We start from the raw sequence: 23417 nt of genomic DNA on the forward strand, positions 1-23417 counted from the left end.
GGGAGGGGGGACGAAAATTCGAAAGTTGATTTGAAAATCATTAATCCCGAATTGACCTAAGATTAGTTCGCCAATGATGTGGAAGACGGTGATGGAGGCGCCCCAATGAGAAACGATGCTCAACCGACTTTCGTTCGGGTGGTGATTACCCTGTTTGTGTTATTTACAGTGGTGAGTCTTTCCTGTAATCTGCCTTTTGGAGGGAATCGGGAGCGTCCGCTTACAACCACACCCGTTGAGCAGCCCACCTCGCTGCCACAACCTGAGGAAGAGTTGCCTCCTACCGTTTTGGAAGTTCAGCCGGAACCAGGTAGTATTCTCACTTCCCGCGACGGCATCCTCCTCACCTTCGATCAACCCATGGATCGCTCCTCGGTAGAAGGCGCTGTAACCGTGCAGCCCGTGACCGCAGGACGTTTTGAGTGGCTGGATGACTCTTCGGTGCGTTTTGTGCCGGATCAACCCCTGCCATTGAGTACTCCTGTCACCTTTACGGTACAGACAACCGCAAAAGACAGGAGCGGAAAGAACCTTGCCCGCTCGTTTTCTTTTCAATTTCGCACCGCGGAAACGGTGCGAGTCACCGAACGCATTCCCCAACCGGATGTTCAGGAGGTTGACCCTACCACGGTTGTGGCAGTAACCTTCAACCGCCCCATCGTTGAATTGGGTGAAGTTGGCTCAGCGCTGCCGGCTGCGTTTACTTTACAACCCGCAGCCGAAGGGGAAGGCCGCTGGCTGAACACCAGCACGTATGTATTTACCCCTCGCCCGGCTCTGGAAGGCGGAAAGACCTATCAGGTTGAGATGAACACTGAGTTGACCGGTGTGGATGGAACACCGTTGACCGATGCCGAGGCGCTGAACTGGCAGTTCAGTACGGTTAAACCGGCACTGGTCGGTTTTGAACCGGACCTGGATGGGGCTCAGCCGTTGGATGTTTCGATTCGCTTGACCTTCAACCAGCCCATGGACCGGCGCAGTGTTGAGCAGGGTCTGCGTTTGCGCGGGCAGGATGGCAGTCCGGTCGGCGTGGTTTATGAGTGGGCGGAACGGGATACGGTGGTAACCCTGCAGCCCCAGGGGCTGCTGGAACGAAATCGTGAATATGTGATTGAGATGGATCGGGTTGAATCACTGGGCGGCGTAGCCATTGATGAAACGGTTCGCCAATCCTTCCGAACGGTAGGCCAGTTTCAGGTTGTTTCGACCACGCCGGCAGCTGGTGAGGAGTTGGAAATCTACGATGATTTTGCCTCGCTATTGGTGGAATTTTCTGCTCCTCTGGCACGCGGTCAAAATCTCAAGGAACGGGTCATCCTTGAACCGAAAATCAGCAATGATTACATGTACAGCGATGAACAGGCCGGTTTCTTATATCTTTCCGGTTTTTTCAAAAGCGGTCAGACGTATCGCTTAACTTTGAAGGCAGAATTACAAGACCGCTGGGGTCAGGCGCTGGGCAGAGATTACACGCTGACCTTCAAAGCGGGCAGTCAACTTCCCTCACTAAGAATCCCGATTCTGAGTGCGTACTCTACCCTGTATTATGCCCTGCCGGGCGATCAGTACCTGCCGGCTTATGCCACCAATCTTGAAATGCTGAATATCCTTCGGGCGCGGATGACCTTAATGGATGTCATTCGGGCAGTTGAACGTACTCCCTCGGTTGATTCTTTTGCGGTGGAAGAAAACTGGCAGGTCAATTTGAATCTGCCGCAAAATGTCAGTCAGGGGATTGAAATTCCGTTCAAAGGCGACAACGGTGGTTTGGAAACCGGCCTGTACGCCTTTCGCATCAGCTCACCGCAGTTTACGCAAACCTATCAAACCGTAAACTTGCTCATGGTTGTCAGTCCAATCCAGGTAACTCTGAAAGAAAGCCAGCAGGAGGTCGTGGTTTGGGCGGTCAATATCCTCAACCGTCAACCGGTGAGCGGGCGCGAGGTAACGGTTTATCAAGGCGGGAGCGGGTTGGTGTTGGGCAAGGCACGCACCGATGATCAGGGTATTGCGCGCATCTCCCTGACCGAAAGCAATCTTTACCGCACGTTGGTGGTCACTGTGGGAAATGAAGGTGATCCTGATTTTTCGCTGGCAACTTCGGAATGGAATGCCGGAATTTACCCGTGGAACTTTGGGATCAGCAGTAATTTTGACCAGCCCAAGATCAAAACCTACGGTTACACCGACCGTCCCATTTATCAGCCGGGTCAAACCGTGTATTACCGTTACATTGTTCGTCAATGGAATGACGCGCGCTATCCGATTTCGGATTTGAAGGAAATTACGGTGAATTTTTATGGAGCATACTCGCCGGAACAGGGAAATCCGCTGCTTGAAAAACAAAAATTAATCCTCTCGCCTTACGGGACGGCTCACGGTCAGGTACAACTCCCTGCCGATGCCCCAACGGGTATTTACACCCTGCAAATTGAGGATCAACCCGATTCGGTGATTGAGTTTCAGGTGGCCGCTTATCGAAAACCGGAATTGGATTTGCAGGTTTCGTTCTCGAAGCCGGCTTACCGCATTGGAGAGGACATCCGCGCTGAGGTTGAAGCAAATTATTTCTTTGGAGCACCGGCTGCTGGCGTTAATGTCAGCTGGTCTTTGTATGCTCGTAATGCCGAAGCAGACCTGCCAGGCGGTTATATTTCCGGGATGCTGGACACCTTCTGGCTCGACCCCGAATGGTGGATGCGCATGGAATTACCGCTGGGTGATTATCTGTTGGGTGGCAGCGGCGTTACCGGTGCGGATGGGCGCTTCCCATTGACCTTTTCAAGTCAAACCCTGAGTTCACTGCTTGAAGAAAACCGTCAGAAAATACTCACTCTCGAAGTCACCATGACGGATGAAAGCGGATTTCCTGTATCTCAACGTGTGCAAACCGTTCTTCATCCTTCGGCGATTGTCATCGGCATTCGCCCGGAGAGCTGGGTTCAACCGGCGGGCAGCCCCTTCGTCTTTTCCGTCCTGACAGTCAACTGGCAGAATCAACCGGTTGGGGGGCGCACGCTGAGCGCATCTTTCGACCGGATTGAGTGGGTGCAGGAGTGGAGCGAGGTTGAAACCGGCGCGGTTTCCTACCGGGAAGTGGTCACACCGGTCAGTGGTGCAGATCTGCGTACCGGCAATAACGGTCTGGCAACGCTGGAGTTTACCCCGCAGGAAGCGGGTATGTATCGCCTGGAAGTTCGCGGGGAGGGGGCGGTATCGCAAGTGCTGGTTTGGGTGGGAGGCTCGGGTTCCGCCCCGTGGCCGCGCCTGCCAAATCAGCAAATACGAGTGGAAGCCGACCGGAAGGAATATGCTGTGGGTGACACAGCCCGGATTTTCATTCCCAATCCGTTCAAAAATGCTACGCTGGCATGGGTCAGTATCGAACGGCGTGGTGTGATCAGTTATCAGGTGCTTTCCTTGGACGAAGGTGGTCAGACGGTGAACCTGCTCGTTCAGGATAAATTTGCACCGAATGTTTTCGTTTCGGTGACCATATTGGGAGTAAACGAAAATGGGAAGCCGGATTTCCGGCAGGGCTATCTTGATTTGAAGGTAAAACCAGAAGCTTTTCAACTGGATGTGCGGCTGATTGCTCCTGCAAACCGCTTTGAACCGCGGCAGACGGTCGGGCTGGATTTGCTGGTCAAGGATCAGCGCGGCAATCCCCTTCAGGGTGAATTTTCTGTTGCGGTGGTGGATAAGGCAATTTTTGCGTTGAGTAATCCGAATGCTGCCGATATCGTCACTGCATTTTATGGCGAACAACCGTTGGGGGTGTTTACCAGCCTGTCGCTGGCTGCTTATATCGGCCGAATTCCTCTGCTGCCGCGTGGCCTGGGCGGTGGTGGGGGCGGTGATGCTCTCCAGTTTTCTCTGCGCAGTGATTTTCAGGATACCGCCTTCTGGGCAGGAGCCGTTGAAACCGATTCCAGCGGCTATGCACGGATTGAGTTTGCCCTGCCCGATAATCTAACGACCTGGGTGGTGATGGTGCGCGGGCTGACCCGCGATGCGCGAGTCGGTGAAGCATCCCGTGAAATTGTGGTCAGTAAAGATTTACTGATTCGCCCGGTGCTGCCGCGGTTTGTGGTGGCCGGCGACCGGCTGGAGATTGGGGCGGTGGTTCAGAACAATACCGACCGCCAACTGGATGTCACCATTCGACTGCAAAGCAGCGGGTTGGCTCTGGAAGATCCGGCGTTGGAACGACAAGCCCTTCAATTGGCGGCAAACAGCCGCCAGCGGGTGAACTGGTGGGTCAAAGTAGAAGATGTTTCCTCCGCATCCCTGATCTTCGCTGTGGAAGGCGGCGGTTTGCAGGATGCGGTCATGATTTCCGGTGAGGATTTACCCATCCGCCGCTACACCACTCCCCAATCCTTTATGACCGCGGGAATCCTGGAACAGGCGGGTGAAGTACTGGAAGTTGTCAGTTTGCCGCGTTCGTTTACCCCCAGCAATGGCAATTTGGGGGTGGAATTGTCTCCCAATCTGGCGGGGAGTGTGCTGGCCGGTCTGGATGGGATGGAGGATTATCCAGATGATTTTGTCGAGGTAATCCTTTCCCGATTGTTAGCCAATTTGAGTTTGTATCAGTTGAGCCGGGAGGTCAATTTTGCGACGCCTGACCTGAACGAGCGCTTGCAACAAAATATCCGCCGCGACCTTGACCGACTGATTGGTAAACACCAGACCGACGGTGGTTGGAGTTGGTTGGCAGGAGAACCCAGCGACTTTTTCCTGAGCGCTTACGGCTTGTGGATTCTGGATCAGGCGAGCGCAGCCGGTTTTGTGGTTGAGCCATTCCATATCATGGATGCCAACCGTTTTGTAACCGCCAGTCTGTATACACCGGAGATGGTACAGGAAACCTCGAAATTGGATCAACTGGCTTTTGCTTACTTTGTGCTCAATCAAAACGGCCGTCAAAATCAAGTGCCACCGGAATTAGTCCGCTTACGGACACGGTTGAATCCGTGGGGCCAGGCATTCCTGGCTATGGCACTCAACGCCGGTGGGGACTCTCAATCGGCTGAGACAATTCTTGCCGATTTGCAAGGCGCCGCCATTCGCTCTGCTAGCGGGACTTACTGGCGGCAGGCAGAAGACTCGTTGTACCGCTTTGCAAATACCTATGCTTCCACTGCCATGGTGCTGATGGCGCTGCTTGAGATTGACCCGGCCTCACCGCTGGTCGGGGATGCCGTGCGTTACCTGACGCTTCAACGCGGCGGGCATGGCTGGATGAACAGTTTTGGCAGCGGCTGGGTGCTGGCAGCCCTATCTCGCGCCGTGCGGGCAACCGGTGAATTGCAGGGTAATTACTCCTTTTCTGCCGTCTTGAACGGCGCGGTGATTGCCAGCGGACAGGCGAGTGGCGCACAGACCTTCAACCCGGTGCGTGGTAGTGTCTCGGTGGCTCAACTGCCCTCAAACCGCAATGCGCTGCGTATTCAACGCGGTGCCGGTAGCGGACGATTGTATTACCGCGCGGTGTTGGAGGTGGGTCAGCCGGTAGAAACGGTGCAGCCGATGGATGGAGGAATCGTCCTCAGTCGGGAATACTATCTGGAAGGGGCTGACTGCGGGGTAGACACCTGCCTGCCAGTCACCAGTGTCAACCGTTCGATGAGCAATCCGGTCGTGCAGGTGCGCCTGTCCGTCACCGTGCCTCAAGACCTAACCTATCTGGTGGTGGAAGATTACATTCCTGCCGGTGCGGAGATTGTGAATACAACCCTGCAAACTACCCGGCAAGGCAGCGAAGTGGAGCAAATGATGTTTGTGAATCAGGATCGCTTCAGCCGCGGCTGGGGATGGTGGTACTTTCATGAACCGCGCATTTTTGCTGATCACATCCGCTGGGTGGGGGCATATGTGCCGGCCGGGACGTACGTGCTGACATACCGGTTTATTCCTCTTCAGGCAGGCGAGTTTCGGGTGCTGCCAGCGCGGGCATATGCCTATTACTTCCCCGATGTTCAGGGCAGGACAGGCGGTACCGTGTTCAAGATCGAATAAAGAGGCCGAACTTAATCAGTTGGTGGCGTGGAGAGTTCATCCAAAATGGTGGAGAGCCGCTCCAAATCCGCCAGCAGATTTTCAAGCGTTTCGCGCCGGGCGGCTTGCGGCATTTCGGATTGGGTGGACTGCGAAGAGGACTTCATCAGCAGGCTGCCAAGCCGCTCGGCTTCTTCTGGCAATAATTGACCGTCACGGACCAGTTGATCCAACCGCTGCGATAATTCCTGATTGACCAGCTGATCGAAATCAACACGACCGAATAGAGAGGCCAGCAGGGTTTGCCAGTTTTTTTCACCGAGATCGATCCAGCGGTCGAACGGGTTGGGCGGCAGCCAGCCGCCCAACCGCTTTTCGGCGCTGAACAAGGCCTGTAACATTACCAGAGTGGTCAGGTCAACACCACTGTCATGGTCAATGACCTGAATTTCCTCCCCTTCCCGCAATAATCTGGCAATCTCCGGCAGGGTGATATAACGCCGGTTGACGGTGTCATATAATTTGCGGTTGCTGTAGCGTTTGATGTGCAGCATCAAGAACCGGTCTACTCGCTGCGTTCTTTGCGTAATTCTTCAATCTTTTTGCTCAATTCAGCAATTTTGGCGCTGAGTGCTTCAATATCCGCTTGGGTGACCGGAGCTGGGCGACTTTTCTGAGCAGCGGCACGGCGTTCCTGTTCCAGTTTCTCGCGTTTCTCCATGATCTCTTGAATCATTTTTCGCGCATCTTTTTCGGCCAGTTCGCCTTTTTCTACCAGACGGTTGACAAATCGCTCAATTTCTTCCTGAGCCAGGGCAGCGGCACCGATGCCTGCCAGCAGGATTTTGCGGGAAAGTTCGGTGAATCCGCCGCGACCGGCGACATCTTCCACAAATTCGTGTTCAGTTCGTTTTGCCATTTCGACCTCCTTTTGATAACGCAATGCGTTATATCCAATATAACGCATTGCGTTATGATTGTCAATAGTTGATTCACTCACCCCCTGTCCGGTTAAGGATAAAAAGAATCTTACCTGAGGGCTGGTCAATTAGCAGCAATTTTCTTTATTGACTTTTGGGTTAGGAGGTATATAATCGAATTGTTGATAAAAAAGGTAATATTATTCTAAAAATAACGCAGCCTGTAATAAGTGATTTTACCCAAAGCAGACACTCAGCCCTATGGTTTTGATGGATAGGATCGAGTAGTTTTTATATTTAAGGCCGGAAACGTATTTCCCCCGGCCTTAAAGGAGGTCTTATGAAGATTTGAAAGTCATCCTGGCCATATTGGCCTGTTGGTTTTCTTAATCCGATTCGATTGGTCAAGAGGAGTATCTGATGAAATCACGTGACAAAAAAGAGGAAGAACCAACCCAAGAGGAACCATTCTATCCTCATCCTTCTTCGGAAGAAGTCCAGGAAGAAATTTCACCCGAAAATCCATGTTCTCCACCCACCGGAGAAATAACCAAACCCAAAGGCGATTGTCATTGCGGGGGACGTTCCCGCAAGACCAAAGAAAAGGAACAGATTACAGAGATTTTGAAACGGGTACCGGGAGTCAAAGTGGACGATTTCCGCAAGCCCAAACAACGTCCCGGCATAAAAGCAGATTGCCTTTGCTGTGATTTACCAACTGTGGATGCCATTGTGCCCTTGATGGTGGAGATTTTTAACCGTTTTACGAGAGGAGAAGGTCCACGTCCCGGATTTGAGGAGATGATTTATGCAGCGCTCTCGCGCCTTAGCAAAAAACAAGTAAAGGCGCTCGAAAAAGGATTTGAGGGCTATGAAAATCTCTCGCCCCGTCTACGTAAATGTTTGTTCGATGAGCGATTGGCGGATAAAGTCCGCGGTGATGGAGTTCAGCCTGGGGATGTGATCGAGGCTTTTATTCTTGAAGGGCTGGCTTACACGGCTCAAACCCTGATGTCCCATTCAAAGGGTGTGAAAGGTCCCGGCCAGGTCAGAATCTGGGATGCAGTTCTACCTCCTACTCCTAACGGTTCTCAACAGCCGCGGATTTTCAGCGGCCCATGGCCATGGTTGACTGCCATCCGGCCGGATGTAGGCGATTATAAAGAGTACGGCAGTGTGGCGAGCTTTCGCTCTTCATTGGAAAATGTTTACACGTTCCAACCTTATCAAATTGCCAAAGATTGTAGCGTTTCGGTAAATGTCAACAAACCGGGTGAACTGATTGCCAATTGCACGCCAAAAACCCCACCGCCCCCTCCGCCGGGAGCCTTGTTTCCTAACTTTTGTGAAGGGGGGCAGGAGTACACCTTCAACGGGCAATGTCTCCAATTTCCAGTAGTTGAACCCGGTGCCACCCTTTGCTTGAGAGGATTCAATTTCATAACCGAAACGGTCAAGGTATGGTTCGTGAATCGGGATACCGGCTTAAAAATTTCTCTCGACGCACCAGTTTTTGGAGATTTGGAAACACCGGTAAAGGATGAAACTGGTCATACCATTCATGATTGGCGGGTATCTGATTCAGTGGTGGTCAATGTTCCTAAAGAGCATCCTCAACAACCCGGCGCCCCTTTTCCGCCCGGCCTTTATGATGTGTGGATTGAGGTAAATAATGTGCTTTCGGCAGTTTATGCAGGCGGCGTTGCCCCCCGGCTAAAGTCCAATAAACTAATCCTTCAAATTGAACCCGATCCCAATATCGCCTTTCATTTTTGGAGCGAAAACGGCCGTTGTTACGAGGAAACGGATGGTCTGGGTTCAGATGAAATCTGGTTTGACGCATGGGTTGCCCACTTAATACCGGCTTCGATGCCTTCTGGAAAACATACCCTTGCGCCAGTGAAGCATGTTGAGTTTAATCGGGACGCCTGGGATGATATGGACTCAGGAGAAGACTCAGGCGCCTATAGCGCTGATTTCTGGAACGGTTCCTTCAATCGAGGGTTGATGGCAGCCGGTCTGATTGGCTTTGAGGTGGACAGCGAGTCGGCGGCTAAAGAACAATTGCGGGATTTTGGCTCGGCCTTTGTTCATTACCTTGAAAGTGTCTGGCAAGGAGCCGTTGCGATGGAAGGCACGGCTGCATCCATCGCAAAAATGATTTCGTTGACATTGACCCAGGGATTGATCGTTCTGGCGGTTGTTGCGGCTTTGATTCTTATTGTGGGGCTGTTCTGGGCTGCCTGGGCACCAGCCGACCGGATAGCCGTGGATTTGATCACACTGGATGCACGCAAAGCCTGGAATTTGACCAGTCCAAAGGGACAACTACCCCCCGTTGAGCGTTACAGATTCGAAGAAGTATCCACAAGTCATAATCCAAAACCCAAAGCCCCTGACACTCCGGCAACCGTTCGATATGTAGTAGAGCACCGTTATGTTACCCCGGAAGATGGGGAGGATTCGGATTACGGCGTTACTTTCCAGTTGACTCGCATGTAAACTGTTGTATGGTCCCTGAACGGCTTTGCAGCTTCAAAATGGCTGCAAAGCCGTTTTGTGATTAAAAGCGGGGGTCAGGAATTTTTTAAGTTAATTTTGTGATGAAATTCACATGACATTCATCAAAAATAATGATATACCTATACCAGCGATCGTGTTTCCCCTTTTACGTTGTTAATCAGGTGTGGTCAGGCAGATTTTTTTAACGGCGCGTCGGCAGACATTTCAATCTTAAGACTCACTCCACGGAGGAAAAACCATCATGCTCCATCTCTTAACGGCGGTCGGGATTCTGGTGTGTGCCATTCAGGCCATCCGCTCCCGGCGCTTGATTGTTTCAGCGCTGTGGCTGGCAGGCACCAGTGCGCTGGTTGCGCTGGAATTGTATTTGCTCGGCGCGCCTGAAATCGGGGTTATCGAATTGAGTGTCGGTGCCGGGCTGGTAACGGTTTTGTTCGTTTTTGCTATCAACCTGACCGGCGAGGAAGCCACCGATTTGAAGGGATTGATCAAAGAACCGCTGGCTGTGGTGGTAACCATTCTTATGGTGGTTCTGCTGGGAATTTTACTGGTTCCGGGGGTTGATCGGGCTGCACCATCTTTGGGTGAACCAGCCTTAAAAGCGGTATTGTGGGGCAATCGTCAAATGGATGTGATCTTGCAGGCGGTACTGGTGTTTTGCGGCGTGCTGGGGGTTTTGGGTTTGTTAGGTGAGAAGGAATCAACCCCGACAGGCCAGACTCATTCGGAGGATAAGGGATGATTCTATCCGTTCCTAATGTGGTCATTCTGATGGTGGTTGGGCTGCTGGGGGTGGGTATCTATGCGCTTTTGACTGTTCGCAATTTAATTAAAGTTGTGGTAGCGCTGCAAATTATGGTCAAAGGGGCAATGCTGGCACTCGTACTGGCCGGCCGTTTGCAGGGCCAGGAAAACCTTGGGCAGAGCATGGCTTTAACCGTGATCGTTGCCGACACCATTGTGGCGGTCGTTGGTCTGGCATTGGCCGTGCAGGTGCGACGGGTGGTTGGCAGTCTGGACTTGAGAGCGTTGACCACGCTGCGGAGGTAGCCTATGGCGATGACCTGGCTGATGCTGACAATTGGCTTACCGTGGCTGGGGGCGCTGGTCATCTGGCTGGTTGGTGACCGGGACGAAAAATTTACCCACCTGCTGGCTGTGGCGTTTTCGGTTGCCGCGGGTGGGGCAGCCCTGCTTCTATTACCCTACGGCAAAGAACGGCTGTTATTTGCCATTCCGATGGGAGGGGTTTTTGGCGATTTCACCTTTGTGGTGGATGGATTGGGTGTATTTCTGGCCGCCATTGCCACAGTCGTTGGTTCGCTGGCGGTGATTTTCTCGGTGGATTACATGCACGGTGAACAGCAGCTGGCCCGCTACTACGCCTTTGTGCTGTTTTTCATCGGCGGGATGGCCGGGCTGGTGCTGACCAGCAACCTTTTGTTGATGTTCTTTTTCTGGGAAATTACAGCCTTATGTTCGTACGCGCTGATTTCCTTTCATAATGATGACCCCAAAGCTGTTGCCGGCGGCATCAAAGCGCTGATCATCACTCAATTCGGCGGAATTGGCTTGCTGGCCGGGGCATTGCTTTTATATGCTTACACCGGAAGTAATGATTTTCAACCGCTGCTGGAAAATCCGGCCATCGTGCCGGCAGGGGTATTGGCGTGGATGGGGTTTGGCTGTTTGATAGCGGCGGCGGCAAAATCGGCACAATTCCCCTTCCAGACCTGGTTGCCGGATGCGATGGAAGCCCCTACACCCATCAGTGCGCTGATTCATGCAGCCACAATGGTCAATGCAGGGGTGTATCTGCTGGCGCGCTTTTACCCGGCGTTTGCCATAGTGCCCGGCTGGCGTGAAGCGGTGATGATTTGCGGGATGCTTTCGGCGCTGCTGGCAGCCATGATGGCAATGGTTGCCACCGACCTGAAACGTGTGCTGGCGTATTCCACCGTTTCACAGTTGGGCTTCATGGTTTATGCGGTTGGGGCGGGGGGAGTGTTTGCCAGCCAGTTTCACTTGCTCAGCCATTCTGTTTTCAAAGCGCTGTTGTTTCTGGCGGCCGGTGCAGTCATTCACTCGATTGGCACACGCGATATGCGCCAGATGGGCGGTCTTGGTCAGCACATGCCTTTGACGAGGGCGGTGTTTATCGTGGGTGGTTTGGCGCTGGCAGGTATCCCAATTTTCAACGGTTTTTGGAGCAAAGAGTTGATTCTGGAAGCGGGCCTGCACGGCAATCCGCTCTGGTTATATGGGTTGATGGTCCTGGTGGTCGGGCTGACGGCATTTTACACCGTGCGCATGATCGCAATGGTCTTTTACGGCGAGGCACGCGCCGGTCTGCATGTTCATGATGCCGGCAGTGCGATGAAGGTGGCCCTGTTGCCGCTGGCAATTGGCAGCCTGACCACCTGGTTGCTGGCCGGGCCTTTTGGTCATCTGCTGGCAGAAAGTTTACCGGCTCATCATCTGGAAGTTCACAGCACATGGGCTATGGTCGAGGAAGTCATTGCTGCGCCGGCGACTTATCTGGCATTGGGGGTGGTGGCAATTGGCTTGCTGGCTGGCTGGCAGCGTAAGCGTTTGATCCCGCTCGGTCAGGCACTCGGCGGAGTGAGCAAAGCGGCAGCCGAGAGTTTTGGTTTCGAGGCGATCAACCGCGGGGTGGTCATTGCCACCCAAAAACTGGCAGAAGCGTTGCGGGTTACCCAGCCGGGTTTGTTGAACTGGAATGTGTTTGCGATTGTGTGTGCTTTGCTGATTTTGCTGGCAAGTCTGGCCGTGGGAGGGCGTTGACATGGAAGCGGGCCTGGCATTTCTCCTCGTCGTTGCTTTACCCCTGCTGGGGGCGCCGCTGATTTATTTGATCGGCCGGCTGGTGGAAAGAAAACAGGCGGGCGTTAATCCTTCGCGCTGGGTGGCTTTGGTGGTGCTGCTGGCGGCTTTTGTTCCTTTCAGCCTTGTGGCGCAGATGCTCTTCACGCAAGGGATGGTGATTTCGTTTTCACTGGGGGTGATTCGGCTTCAAATGGATGGGGTTGGTGCGCTGCTGGCCGGTCTGGTGCTGGTGCTGGGCATCCTGGTTACTCTGTTTTCAGGCCCTTACTTGAGCAAGGAGGAACATCAGGAAAAATTTTACGCCCTGCTCAGTATGATGATTGGCGGAATGATTGGTTTGGGCTGCACCAGTGACCTGTTCAACCTGTGGGTCTGGTTTGAGTTGATGGCCATCGCCTCGTATCCGCTGGTATCATTTCACCGCCATTCACCGGCAGCCCTGGAAGCGGGTGTCAAATACCTGGTGCAAAGTGCGGTCGGCTCAGCCTTTGTGCTGATTGGGATTGCGCTCGTGTTCGGGCAGACCGGCAGCCTGGCCTTTGCCGGTATTCGCGCCAATGCGCCGCTGACGCCGGTCATGCTGGCGGCGGGCGCTTTGTTCCTGATCGGCTTCGGGGTCAAAGCCGCCCTGGTGCCGTTGCATACCTGGCTGCCGGATGCTCACTCGCAGGCGCCCAGCGGAATCAGCGCCATGCTTTCGGGTGTCGTCATTGAGGCCGGGCTGATTGCGCTGTTGCGCGCATTGGGGGCATTGTTTGCGGTCAGTGATTTATGGGGGTTTTTCCTGCTGGGATTTGCTGCCCTGAATATACTGCTGGGCAACCTGATGGCCCTGCGTCAGACGCAGGTCAAACGCCTTTTGGCGTTTTCCAGTCTCAGCCACATGGGTTATATTCTGTTGGGGATTGGATGCGCCTTTGCCTTTGGGGCAAGCAACGCGGCTGCGGGCGGTTTCTTCCACATATTGACGCACGGCTTAATGAAAGGACTGGCATTCCTTGCTGCCGGGGCGCTGCTATATGCTTTGTACCTTGCGAACGGCAAACATCAGCCTTTGATGGTTGAAGATTTGGACGGCGCGGCAAACCGCTATCCCCTGGCGGCATTCAGTCTGAGTGTGGCGCTGCTGGGTCTGGGTGGTATTCCCCCACTGGCTGGGTTTATGTCCAAGTGGCAAATTTTTGTAGGTGGTTTTGAAACACGCCAGACCTGGGCAATTGTGCTGGTGATTTTTGCTGCTCTCAACAGTGTCCTTTCACTGGCCTATTATGCCCCATTGATCAACCGTATGTACCGGCATCATCCTTCTACAACGATTCAAACCGGTCAACCGGTTTCGGTGTGGATGAATGCGGTGTTGATTGTTCTGACGGTGGGCGTAGTCATATTGGGCTTTTGGCCCTCGCTGGCAGGCTGGTTGACTCAACCCGCTGCCCAAAGTTTGCTGGCTGCGTTGGGCGGTTAAGGAGCTAAAGGTTTATGGAAATTCTTCTCTCTCCTCCACTGGCATTTCTACTCTACATACCGCTGGTATTGATTATCGAACGGCTGGGAAAAGTGCTGGCAGGGCCGGAAAATCCCTCTCCCATCAAAGAAAGCGCGTATGGCAGCGGTGAAGAAGCGCCGGTTACCGCAGCAGCGCCGGGTTACCGCCCCTTTTTCCTGATCGCCTTTTTCTTTGCCATTCTCCACCTGGGGATGCTGGTACTGGGTACCGGCGAGTTCAGTGCGGCGATTCTGCCGTTTTTGCTGGGTTTGATTTTGGCGATGATTGCATTATTATTAGGATAGGTTGAATCGGATTTGGGTTCGCAGAGGAGGTTTGAATGGGTGTTGAGTTGAGCAAACCATGGCAGCAGGCGCTGGATAAAATCCGTACCTGGGCGCGGGTCAATTCCCCGTGGGCGATTCACTTTAACAGTGGTTCGTGCAATGGCTGTGATATTGAAATCCTGGCAACCCTGACCCCGCGCTATGACGTGGAACGCTTTGGAATCAAGCTGCAGGGATCTCCCCGCCATGCCGACGTACTGATCTGCACCGGGCCGGTATCGCTGCAAGCCAAAGACCGCCTGCTGCGGATTTACTGGCAGATGCCCGAACCAAAATTTGTCATCGCGGTTGGTTCGTGCGGGCTTTCCGGGGGCGTATTCCATGGCTGTTACAACATCGTTCATGGCATTGATGAGGTGCTGCCGGTGGATGTTTTTGTGCCGGGCTGCCCACCGCGTCCGGAGGGCATCATTTACGGTGTGGCGGTATTACTGGAAGCCTTGAAAAGCGGAAAACGCCCGGAGCGCACCATGACGGTGGAATTACCGGCAGGTTTAGAAATGTCACAACCGGAGGTGGGAAAATGAGTGCGACCGAGCAAATCCTCCAAAATGCGCAAAATCTGCTCCAGCCGTTTGCCCAGTCCTTTAATTCTCCCGAACCGAACCGTTTGGATGTTTTTCTGCGGCGGGAGAATCTGCTGCCGGCAATCAAAGCCTTGATAGAAGCCCGCTGGGGCTATCTTTCGACGATTACAGGGATCGACCGGCCGGCTGCAACGGTTGAAGCGGGGCAAACCCCCGTGGAAGGGGAAATTGAGGTGCTGTATAGCTTTTGCTCCGGCGCTGCGGTGGTCAGTTTGCGGGTGCGGGTGCCCTATTCGGATGCAGTGCTGCCGAGCATTTGCCCGCTAATCCCCTCTGCTACCCTGGGAGAACGCGAACTGATGGAAATGTTTGGAGTCAGGGCGGAAGGCACACCCGATACCAGCCGTCTGATCCTGGCGGACAGCTGGCCCGAAGGGGTGTACCCTTTGCGTAAGTCGTTCGTACCCCCTGCCAGAGTTAGTGGTGCAGCCGAAGGAGGTTAAAATGACATTTGAACCGCAAGGTGAAAATCGTTTTATTGTGCCAATTGGCCCGCAGCACCCGGCCTTGAAGGAACCCGGGCACTTTGAGTTTGTGGTGGATGGTGAAATCGTTACCGGCGCCAGTGTGCGTTTGGGCTATGTCCATCGCGGCATCGAAAAAGGCGCAGAAGACCGCACCTGGACGCAGAACCTGTACCTGATGGAACGGATTTGTGGGATTTGTTCGCACATTCATGCCACCGCGTTTGTGCAGGGTGTTGAAAAACTGGCCGGTGTCGAGGCACCCCCGCGGGCGCGTGCCATTCGCGAAATTTTTGCTGAACTGGAGCGGATTCACAGTCATATGCTGTGGCTGGGGGTGGCAGCCCATGAGGGTGGTTTTGATGCGCTTTTCATGTATTCGTGGCGCGACCGCGAAGTGGTCATGGATATGCTGGAAATGCTCAGCGGCAACCGCGTGCATTACTCCGCCAACCTGATTGGCGGGGTGAAGTACGATATTCCCCTGGAGATGATGGATAAAATCCGCGAGGGATTGAATTATCTGGAAGAGCGGCTGCTCCATTATCTGGATGTGGTCAATAACGACGAAACCTTTATAGGCCGCACGCGCGGAATTGGAACGATGACACGCGAACAGGCTCAACTGCTGGGCGCGGTTGGACCGACTGCGCGCGCTTCGAATTTTGCCTATGATGTGCGTGTGGATGCGCCTTATGCGGCCTATGCTGAATTTCCGGTGGAGATGGTGGTAGCAAAAGAGGGTGATTTACACGCCCGCTTTGTGGTGCGAATTTTGGAAACAATGGAGAGTATCCGTGTGCTGCGCCGGATTTTTGACAATATGCCGGAGAGTGAACTGGTGACGCGGGTACCGCGTCGTATTCCGGCTGGCGAAACCATCAGCCGGGTGGAAGCGCCGCGCGGGGAGCTGTTTTACTTCATCGCCAGTAATGGCGGCGAAAAGCCGGAAAGGGTTAAAGTGCGCACCCCCAGTCTGTGCAATTGGGGAACGGTCATCACGCTGGCAGTTGGCCACAAACTGGCGGATATGCCGATGATTCTGGCGGGTATTGACCCGTGCTTTTCGTGCAACGACCGTCTGGTGATGGTCAAACGCAATCGGCAAGACCCGCAAGTGTGGACGTGGGCAGATTTGAGAAACTATGGGATAGAGTACTACCGATGAATTTGACGATCCATCCTCTCATTGTGCTGTTGTTCTTTCCGGGCGGTTTGTTTTTGCTGGCCAGTGGACTGGTCTTTCAATGGGCTGACCGTAAACTGGTAGCCCGTTTCCAAAACCGGGTCGGTCCACGTTTCCTTCAGCCGCTGGCCGATATGCTGAAACTGCTGGCAAAGGAAGAAATCATTCCAGCCGGCGCACATCGCGGGCTGTTTATTGCTCTGCCGATCATTGCACTGGCTTCGGCATTGACAGCGGCGTTGTATGTGCCCATGTTTGGAGTGCAGCCCTTCTTCTCGTTTCAGGGTGATCTGATCGTCACGATTTACCTGCTCAGTGCGTTGACCATTTCACTGGGGCTGGCGGGGGCAAATTCGGTAGACCGCTTTTCGCTGGTAGGCGCAACCCGCACGCTGACTCAGTTGTTTTCTTACGAAGCCCCCTTTCTGCTGGCAATGATCGGCCCGGCACTGGCAGCCCAAAGCTGGCAAATCAGCAAAATCAACGCCTTTGCCGGCGAAACCACCTGGTTTATTGTTGCACAACCGATTGGTTTTCTGGTTGCGCTGGTGGGTCTGATGGGCAAACTGGAATTGCCGCCGTTCGATGCACCCGAAGCGGAAACCGAAATCGTCGCCGGCGCATTGACCGAGTACAGCGGACGCGGATTTGCCCTATTCCGCCTTGCCAAGGATATTGAACTGGTGATCGGTTTGACACTGGTAGCGGCTTTTTATCTGGGTGGGGTTTCCAATCCGCTGGAATTTCTGCTCAAAACCGGCGGCTTGCTGCTGGTGATGGCCTTACTGCAAACCGCCTTTGCCCGCCTGAGGATTGACCAGACTGTGGGCTTGTGGTGGCGGGTTGGCGCCTTAATGGGGCTGGTACAAATACTGGCAATTCTGGCCGGCATTTATATCCGTCAATGGTGGTTGTGAGGGTGATACGATGAGCTTTGGTTCCATGATCGAAGACCTGATTAAGTCCTTGTTCAAAAAACCGGTAACCCGTAAATATCCATTTGAGCGGCATCCGGCACCGGAGCGGTTTCGCGGTACATTGCATTGGGATCCGGAAAAATGCACCGGCTGTCAGTTGTGCGTCAAAGACTGCCCGGCAAATGCAATTGAATTGATCGTCATTGACAAGGTCAACAAACGATTTGTCATGCGCTACCATCAGGACCGCTGTATTTACTGTTCCCAGTGTGTTGTTTCCTGCCGGTTTAAGTGTCTTGAATTGAGTGATGAGGAATGGGAACAGGCGGTTACCGAAAAGCAGCCACTGGAAGTGTTTTATGGGAAAGATGAGGATATCCGCTTCCTCCTGGAACGTGCAGCTGCGCAGCCTGCTGAAACACCTTGCGAGTGAGGTTGCAAGCCAATCAAACGGTGAAACGCTCAGAATCGCAGTAGTCGGAATTGGTAATGAGTTCAACGGAGATGATGCGGCGGGGGTGCTTGTCGTGCGCACCCTGCAAAAGAAACTGAATCACTTGAATCATCTTCTGCTGGTTGAAGGCGGCACAGCCCCGGAAAATTACACCGCAAGGCTGCGCCGCTTTCGCCCTCATCTGGTCTTGATGGTGGACAGTGCGGAAATGGATCAACCACCCGGCAGCGTGATGCTGGTGGCGGTTAACTCACTGGAGGGTTTGAGTGCTTCTACTCATACTCTGCCGCCTTCGGTACTGGCCAATTTTTTGCAGCGAGAATTGGGCTGTCAGGTGGCCCTGTTGGGTATTCAACCGCAGAATCTGGAATTTGATGCCCCGCTCAGTGAACCGGTCAAACGATCCGTGGCGCGGGTAAAGCAAAGTTTGATCCGCATGCTTGGGCAGCCCTCGTGATACAATTTGGGGTATGGAGAGAACCGTTCCCCGCACCGCATCCGAAGAAATTGATCTGTACTTGCGAACGATTTACTCCCTGCTGCGAACCTCTGCAGAAGTGCAGATTCGTTCGCTGGAAGAAATTCACGCTGCCACTAACTCTTCGCTGCACCCGAATGCCCGCCAGGTCAGCCCGGATACGTCGGCATTTATTTACAGTTCGCTGCGCCTGCCGGATTGTATGACCGAAGTGCGTTCGGTGGTACTGGGGCAGAGCGCCAGTGTTTTCCAGCAGCATGGATATGACCTGGTTGAAAAATGGCAGCCGGTTTCAGCGCGGGCACGTCGGCGACGTTGTTTCTTCAACGGCCGGGATACGCTTGCCTGTTACATCGCCAGCCGTTCGGATATTGATGACATTATCCCGACTCTCACAGCGTATCAGATTGAGTGGAATAAACTGCATCATTTGCTGCAACGCTGGCAGCGGCCGCTCAATGCCCGCACGCTGGCAAAAGATGAAGATGCCTTCCGCCAGCTGGCCGAAACGCTGGAAATGACCGTGGAAGACCTTGAACGGCTGCGTACGGTGTGGGGCAAGGACTTTTACGCCAACTTACAGCGCATTGCTCATAAACGCTGTCGTATCGGAGTAAGGTTATTGAGCGGTTCACTGGCGGATTACCGCCGTGCCACCCGCGCATGGTGGGATAACATTGAACGGTGCTGTCCGCAGCTGGGTAGCCGGCCGGTTTACTTTGTTTCCAGCAATACCCACTCGCTGATCAATTTGTTGAGCGGGTTTGCCCTGTTGCACCGCGAAGAACTGATGCGCTTTTTGGAGCGAAAAGAAAACGAAGAGTTGAAACGCGAGTGGGAGAGCATCAGCAATGGTCAGGTGCCTTCCAGTCAGGAAAACTTTCTCTATTATGTCTTGAAGAAGTACCAGCAAACCAGCGAAGGCCGCGCGCTGATTCATGCTCAGGCAATGGATGAAACTCATCTGGGTATCCTTCGCATTCCCAGCGAACATTATTTTGATGTTGAGGCACAGGTAATTGAACTGCGCCGCTTAAACCCTGCCCGACTGGATCCGCGCGTGCGGCGCGACGGGCTTGAATGGCTGGAACGCAGTGATGCTTTGATTCTGAACATTGACTATCCGTTAGGAGTAGCCGCCTATAATCTGCTGGTCAAGATTGCCGAGCATGTTCATCCCATTTTGGGCGTTTACATCATGGGCAAGGCGGCAACGCTGAATGGGCGGCTGGGGGATGTGATGATTCCCAATGTGGTGCAGGATGAGCATTCAGAAAACACCTTTTTATTCCAGAATGCGTTCAATGCCTCGCATGTGGCACCTTATTTGCTGTATGGCACCGTGTTGGATAACCAGAAAGCAGTCAGTGTGTATGGCACATTTTTACAAAACGCGCGCATAATGGATGTGATTTACCGCGAAGGTTACACCGATATCGAGATGGAGGCCGGCCCATATCTTTCCGCGGTGTACGAAATGTTTCGTCCCAAACGCCACCCGATTAATGAAGTGGTCAATTTATATGAAATTCCCTTCGATTTGGGTATTTTGCATTATGCCTCTGACACGCCCCTCAGCAAAGGCAAGAATCTGGGGGCTGGCACCCTTTCTTACTTTGGAATGGACTCCACCTATGCAACCAGTGTTGCCATTCTGCGGAGGATTTTTGAAAAGGAACATGACCGGCTGGCGAAGAAATAGCCGTTTTCATATATACTTTAAGGTATGCAGGTCAATCGCAACGACATCATCGAATTGTTGCGCGGGTCGCATCTGTTCATCAGCCTGAGTCCGGAGCAAATTGAAAAGGTTGCCGACCGGGTTGAGGCGTTTCTCTATCAGGAAAAGCAGGTCATTTTTGAACAGGATGCACCGGTGGAAAGTTTTTACTTCCTCCTCAGCGGGCGAGTGGAGCTGGTGCGCCATGAGAGAGATGAAGAGGTAAAAATCATTCTCAGCGAGCAGGACTATTTTGGCGAGGAAGCGCTGGCAGACACTCCACCGCCGCGCCTGGCAACCGCCACGGCCCTCACCAATGTGATTGTGCTGCGTTTCAATGGCGATTTGATCGAAGAGCTGAAAAAAGAATACCCCAAAGTAGATGCCGCTTTTCGGCTGGTGGCTGCCAGTTACCAACTGGCAATGCGCATCCGGATGCCGTGGCGCGGCCCGCGCGAGGTGGTTCATTACATTGGCCGTCATCACCCCATTTTTCTGGTTCTGCGCCTGATTTTACCGGTCATTCTGGCGTTGTTGACAACGATTGTCACTTCTTATCTGGATGTGGTGCTTTTTCGCGGGTCGGCACTGGGAATGGGATTACTGCTGCTGGTTGTAGTGGTCAATGTTGCCTGGCTGGCGTGGGTGATCATTGATTTTTACAACGATTATTCGGTGGTCACCAATCGCCGGGTGGCTTATTTGCGAAAAATTCTATTGATTTATGACAGCCGGCAGGAAGTGCCGCTGGATGCAGTACTGGCGGATGATGTACGCACTACTCAATTGGGGAGAATTATCGGCTATGGCGACATTGTCGTAAGAACTTACACTGGGGAACTGATCCTCTCCCGCCTCGCGCAGCCCTACCTGATTGTGAACTTGATCAATGAAATGCGCGAAAAAGCCAAAGCCAGCCGCAAACGTGCGCGGCTTGAGTCCATTGATCAAATCATCCGCCGCAGACTTCAACTGGGTGCGGATGAACCGATTCCGCAGCCGACGGCGCAGGAAGTAAAAGCGGTTGTCAAAAGCGGTAAGTTGACCCAATTCCTGTCAGATTTGTTCATGCTGCGAGTGGAGAAGGACGGCGCCATCATCTACCGCACCCACTGGTTTATCCTGCTTAAGAAAACCCTATTACCCCTGATCCTGTCTTTGGTGGTTCTGGCAGCCATGATTTCCATCTTTTTCGGTGTCATTCCGCTGCCGCCGGTGTTAGGGCTGGTTATCGGCGTTTTATTCCTGCCCATTACCCTGATCTGGCTGGTGTATAACTATGTGGACTGGCGCAATGACCGCTACATCATCACCCGCGATACGATTATTGATGTTTATAAAAAACCACTGGGCACTGAACAAAAACGTTCTGCCCCGTTGAAAAACATCCTCAGCATTGATTTTGAACGGCTGGGATTGATTGGTTTGATTTTGAATTTCGGTACGGTTTACATTCGGGTGGGCGACTCGACGTTAACTTTCAACAATGTGATGGCCCCCTCGGAAGTGCAGCGTGAATTATTCCAGCGCTTCATGGAATTCAAACAGCGCGAAGAAGAAAGGGCCGAAGCATCCATCAATGAACAGCTGGCGGATTGGATTGAAGAGTACCACCGCATGGTGCAGGGGAAAGTCAACGGTAAAAATCCGACACAATTGGGTGAAAATTCGTAGTACAATTTACAGGCAATTTAATGATTTTTTTGAGCAGGTAAAAAACATATGGCAATTCGAGAAATTGTGACCGTGCCGGATGAGGTATTGCGACGCAAAGCCCGCAAGGTGACGGTATTTGATGCAAATTTGCAGAAATTAATTGATGATATGGTGGAAACCATGCGGGAGGCGCCGGGGGTTGGTCTGGCTGCCCCGCAGGTGGGTATTTCCGAGCGGCTGATTGTGGTGGAATACGCCGAAGATGACGAAGAAGAAAATGCGCCGAAAAAATTGTTTGTGGTAGCCAATCCGGAAATTGTCAAAGCATCGCCAGAAACCGAAAAAGGGATTGAAGGTTGTCTTTCAATACCCGGCCTGGTAGGGGAGGTGGAGCGCCCCTTGCAGGTCGTCATTCGCGGTCAGAACCGGCGTGGTCAGCCGGTGCGGATTAAAGCAAAGGGCTGGCTGGCGCGCATCTTCCAGCATGAGATTGACCATCTCGAAGGTATCCTGTTCACCGACCGCGCCACGCGGGTCTGGAAACCCACCCCCGAAGAAGAAGCCACCCTGCTGGATTAGTCCAGTTCAAGCCGCCTTATTCAGACGCGCTTATGCACCTGACCCATCTCTCGCTGACCAATTTTCGTGCCTTCAGCCGCCTGGATATGGAGGTGCCGCGCCATATTTTACTGCTGGTGGGAGATAATGCCCAGGGCAAAACCACCCTGTTGGAGGCAATCTACTTTCTGGCAACTTTTACTTCGTTTCATGCTGCGCATGACCGACAATTGATCAATTTCATGGCAGAGGAAGAAAATTTGCCGTTTGCACGGCTGGTAGCCGACTTTCAGCGCGGGGGCAAGGCACACCGCCTCGAAATCCGCCTGATTCAGGATGCGGTAGGTGCCAACGGCGCACGCCTGCGTAAAGAAATTCTGGTGGACGGGGTCAAGCGCAGTATGCAGGAAGCCATGGGCTGCTTCAATGCGGTTCTGTTCCTGCCGCAAATGACGCAAATTCTGGAAGGCGGTCCAGACGAGCGCCGGCGATACCTGAATCTCACCCTTTCACAGATTATGCCGGGCTATGCTCAGGCGCTGACCGAGTATGTACAGGTGGTTGCCCAACGCAATGCTTTGTTAAAACAACTGGCTGAGCGCGGCGGGGATGGTGAGCAGCTGATCTACTGGGATACTCTTTTAGCGCAACGCGGCGCCTTTTTGATTCAGGCGCGCATCCGCGCCTTGAATGAACTGGAACGATTGTCGGCGCGGATTCATGACCGCCTGACCGAAGGCAGAGAAGTACTGCGCCTGATTTACCGCCCCGGCTACGACCCTGCAGTTACCTCGCGGACGCAGTACAGCCTGCCCATCGAAACTACCGTTGACCGCAGCGGCTTCACCGAAGAGGAGATCCGCGAGGGTTTTCTTACCCGCCTGAGGGCAGTCCGTGCTGAAGAAATTCAGCGCGGGGTGACCACCGTGGGCCCCCATCGCGATGAGGTGCGTTTTACGGCAAACGGCATTGATTTGGGCGATTTCGGCTCGCGCGGTCAGGTACGTACGGCATTAATGGCGTTGAAACTGGCCGAAGTGGCATGGATGCGGGAGAAAATTGGGGAATGGCCGGTGCTGCTGCTGGATGAAACCCTTGCCGAGCTGGATATCCAGCGTCGCGCGGATTTGCTGAACGCCTTGGGGGAATGTGATCAGGCTTTGCTGACTACCACCGATTTGAAGCTGTTCAATGCGGCATTTGTGCGCCAGTGCGCTGTGTGGCAGGTGCAGGCCGGCTGTGTTCAGCGGGTTGATCAGCCCGTTTGA

Annotated in this window: 19 protein-coding genes; 17 read left to right on the forward strand and 2 right to left on the reverse strand. The window is 53.4% G+C overall.

Going from position 1 to position 23417, the window contains the following annotated elements; genetic code table 11:
- Positions 1–105 precede the first annotated feature (105 nt).
- A complete protein-coding gene (locus ACWIZX_RS00590) occupies positions 106–6027 on the forward strand; it encodes an Ig-like domain-containing protein (RefSeq protein ID WP_448334471.1) in 5922 nt (1973 codons plus the stop codon).
- Positions 6028–6038: 11 nt separating this feature from the next.
- Here ACWIZX_RS00590 and ACWIZX_RS00595 read toward each other — a convergent pair whose 3' ends face one another.
- The gene (locus tag ACWIZX_RS00595; RefSeq protein ID WP_322791635.1) at positions 6039–6560 is read right to left on the reverse strand and encodes a polyhydroxyalkanoate synthesis regulator DNA-binding domain-containing protein; all 522 of its coding nucleotides are present in this window, start codon (positions 6558–6560) and stop codon (positions 6039–6041) included.
- Positions 6561–6571: 11 nt separating this feature from the next.
- The gene (locus tag ACWIZX_RS00600) at positions 6572–6925 is read right to left on the reverse strand and encodes a phasin family protein (protein WP_322791636.1); all 354 of its coding nucleotides are present in this window, start codon (positions 6923–6925) and stop codon (positions 6572–6574) included.
- Between the two features lie 421 nt (positions 6926–7346).
- Here ACWIZX_RS00600 and ACWIZX_RS00605 point away from each other — a divergent pair, with 421 nt between their 5' ends.
- The 16 genes from ACWIZX_RS00605 (at position 7347) to recF (ending at position 23417) form a co-directional block, all read left to right on the forward strand.
- On the forward strand, positions 7347–9428 hold the full coding sequence (locus ACWIZX_RS00605) for a hypothetical protein (RefSeq protein WP_448334472.1): 2082 nt from the start codon (positions 7347–7349) through the stop codon (positions 9426–9428).
- 262 nt (positions 9429–9690) lie between these two features.
- Positions 9691–10191, forward strand: a complete 501-nt coding sequence (locus tag ACWIZX_RS00610; RefSeq protein WP_448334473.1) for an NADH-quinone oxidoreductase subunit J — start codon at positions 9691–9693, stop codon at positions 10189–10191.
- On the forward strand, positions 10188–10499 hold the full coding sequence (locus ACWIZX_RS00615) for an NADH-quinone oxidoreductase subunit NuoK (RefSeq protein WP_448334474.1): 312 nt from the start codon (positions 10188–10190) through the stop codon (positions 10497–10499). Before ACWIZX_RS00610 ends, ACWIZX_RS00615 begins: the two co-directional genes overlap by 4 nt.
- Before the next feature lie 3 nt (positions 10500–10502).
- Positions 10503–12254 (forward strand): NADH-quinone oxidoreductase subunit 5 family protein, encoded by a 1752-nt coding sequence (locus ACWIZX_RS00620; RefSeq protein WP_448334475.1) that lies wholly within the window; start codon positions 10503–10505, stop codon positions 12252–12254.
- Position 12255: 1 nt separating this feature from the next.
- On the forward strand, positions 12256–13761 hold the full coding sequence (locus tag ACWIZX_RS00625) for a complex I subunit 5 family protein (RefSeq protein ID WP_448334476.1): 1506 nt from the start codon (positions 12256–12258) through the stop codon (positions 13759–13761).
- A 14-nt stretch (positions 13762–13775) separates the two neighbouring features.
- Positions 13776–14087 carry a hypothetical protein gene (locus tag ACWIZX_RS00630; RefSeq protein WP_322793256.1) on the forward strand — a complete coding sequence of 104 codons (312 nt, stop codon included), beginning with the start codon at positions 13776–13778 and terminating at the stop codon, positions 14085–14087.
- Between the two features lie 35 nt (positions 14088–14122).
- On the forward strand, positions 14123–14656 hold the full coding sequence (locus ACWIZX_RS00635; RefSeq protein ID WP_322793257.1) for an NADH-quinone oxidoreductase subunit B family protein: 534 nt from the start codon (positions 14123–14125) through the stop codon (positions 14654–14656).
- Positions 14653–15159 carry an NADH-quinone oxidoreductase subunit C gene (locus tag ACWIZX_RS00640; protein WP_322793258.1) on the forward strand — a complete coding sequence of 169 codons (507 nt, stop codon included), beginning with the start codon at positions 14653–14655 and terminating at the stop codon, positions 15157–15159. Before ACWIZX_RS00635 ends, ACWIZX_RS00640 begins: the two co-directional genes overlap by 4 nt.
- A gap of 1 nt (position 15160) precedes the next feature.
- Positions 15161–16348, forward strand: a complete 1188-nt coding sequence (locus tag ACWIZX_RS00645) for a hydrogenase large subunit (protein ID WP_322793259.1) — start codon at positions 15161–15163, stop codon at positions 16346–16348.
- A complete protein-coding gene (locus ACWIZX_RS00650) occupies positions 16345–17283 on the forward strand; it encodes a complex I subunit 1 family protein (RefSeq protein ID WP_322793260.1) in 939 nt (312 codons plus the stop codon). The genes ACWIZX_RS00645 and ACWIZX_RS00650 overlap by 4 nt, the downstream gene beginning before the upstream one ends.
- Before the next feature lie 10 nt (positions 17284–17293).
- On the forward strand, positions 17294–17716 hold the full coding sequence (locus ACWIZX_RS00655) for a 4Fe-4S binding protein (RefSeq protein WP_322793261.1): 423 nt from the start codon (positions 17294–17296) through the stop codon (positions 17714–17716).
- On the forward strand, positions 17652–18194 hold the full coding sequence (gene hycI / locus ACWIZX_RS00660) for a hydrogenase maturation peptidase HycI (protein WP_448334477.1): 543 nt from the start codon (positions 17652–17654) through the stop codon (positions 18192–18194). Before ACWIZX_RS00655 ends, hycI begins: the two co-directional genes overlap by 65 nt.
- A 13-nt stretch (positions 18195–18207) precedes the next feature.
- Complete coding sequence (locus ACWIZX_RS00665) at positions 18208–19917, forward strand: DUF6909 family protein (protein WP_448334478.1); 1710 nt, start codon at positions 18208–18210, stop codon at positions 19915–19917.
- 24 nt (positions 19918–19941) lie between these two features.
- Entirely contained in the window at positions 19942–21609 is a 1668-nt protein-coding gene (locus tag ACWIZX_RS00670; protein ID WP_322793264.1) for a cyclic nucleotide-binding domain-containing protein, read from the forward strand.
- A 48-nt stretch (positions 21610–21657) separates the two neighbouring features.
- On the forward strand, positions 21658–22170 hold the full coding sequence (gene def / locus ACWIZX_RS00675) for a peptide deformylase (protein WP_322793265.1): 513 nt from the start codon (positions 21658–21660) through the stop codon (positions 22168–22170).
- Between the two features lie 32 nt (positions 22171–22202).
- A complete protein-coding gene (gene recF / locus ACWIZX_RS00680; RefSeq protein WP_322793266.1) occupies positions 22203–23417 on the forward strand; it encodes a DNA replication/repair protein RecF in 1215 nt (404 codons plus the stop codon).

The sequence above is a fragment of the Bellilinea sp. genome (assembly GCF_053501535.1).

Coding starts and splice junctions, on each gene's coding strand:
- ACWIZX_RS00640 (WP_322793258.1), top strand. CDS start 14,653: ATGAGTGCGACCGAGCAAATCCTCCAAAATGCGCAAAATCTGCTCCAG.
- ACWIZX_RS00605 (WP_448334472.1), top strand. CDS start 7,347: ATGAAATCACGTGACAAAAAAGAGGAAGAACCAACCCAAGAGGAACCA.
- ACWIZX_RS00595 (WP_322791635.1), bottom strand. CDS start 6,560: ATGCTGCACATCAAACGCTACAGCAACCGCAAATTATATGACACCGTC.
- ACWIZX_RS00600 (WP_322791636.1), bottom strand. CDS start 6,925: ATGGCAAAACGAACTGAACACGAATTTGTGGAAGATGTCGCCGGTCGC.
- recF (WP_322793266.1), top strand. CDS start 22,203: ATGCACCTGACCCATCTCTCGCTGACCAATTTTCGTGCCTTCAGCCGC.
- ACWIZX_RS00650 (WP_322793260.1), top strand. CDS start 16,345: ATGAATTTGACGATCCATCCTCTCATTGTGCTGTTGTTCTTTCCGGGC.
- ACWIZX_RS00610 (WP_448334473.1), top strand. CDS start 9,691: ATGCTCCATCTCTTAACGGCGGTCGGGATTCTGGTGTGTGCCATTCAG.
- ACWIZX_RS00615 (WP_448334474.1), top strand. CDS start 10,188: ATGATTCTATCCGTTCCTAATGTGGTCATTCTGATGGTGGTTGGGCTG.
- ACWIZX_RS00670 (WP_322793264.1), top strand. CDS start 19,942: ATGCAGGTCAATCGCAACGACATCATCGAATTGTTGCGCGGGTCGCAT.
- ACWIZX_RS00655 (WP_322793261.1), top strand. CDS start 17,294: ATGAGCTTTGGTTCCATGATCGAAGACCTGATTAAGTCCTTGTTCAAA.
- ACWIZX_RS00645 (WP_322793259.1), top strand. CDS start 15,161: ATGACATTTGAACCGCAAGGTGAAAATCGTTTTATTGTGCCAATTGGC.
- hycI (WP_448334477.1), top strand. CDS start 17,652: ATGAGGATATCCGCTTCCTCCTGGAACGTGCAGCTGCGCAGCCTGCTG.
- ACWIZX_RS00635 (WP_322793257.1), top strand. CDS start 14,123: ATGGGTGTTGAGTTGAGCAAACCATGGCAGCAGGCGCTGGATAAAATC.
- def (WP_322793265.1), top strand. CDS start 21,658: ATGGCAATTCGAGAAATTGTGACCGTGCCGGATGAGGTATTGCGACGC.
- ACWIZX_RS00665 (WP_448334478.1), top strand. CDS start 18,208: ATGGAGAGAACCGTTCCCCGCACCGCATCCGAAGAAATTGATCTGTAC.
- ACWIZX_RS00620 (WP_448334475.1), top strand. CDS start 10,503: ATGGCGATGACCTGGCTGATGCTGACAATTGGCTTACCGTGGCTGGGG.
- ACWIZX_RS00625 (WP_448334476.1), top strand. CDS start 12,256: ATGGAAGCGGGCCTGGCATTTCTCCTCGTCGTTGCTTTACCCCTGCTG.
- ACWIZX_RS00590 (WP_448334471.1), top strand. CDS start 106: ATGAGAAACGATGCTCAACCGACTTTCGTTCGGGTGGTGATTACCCTG.
- ACWIZX_RS00630 (WP_322793256.1), top strand. CDS start 13,776: ATGGAAATTCTTCTCTCTCCTCCACTGGCATTTCTACTCTACATACCG.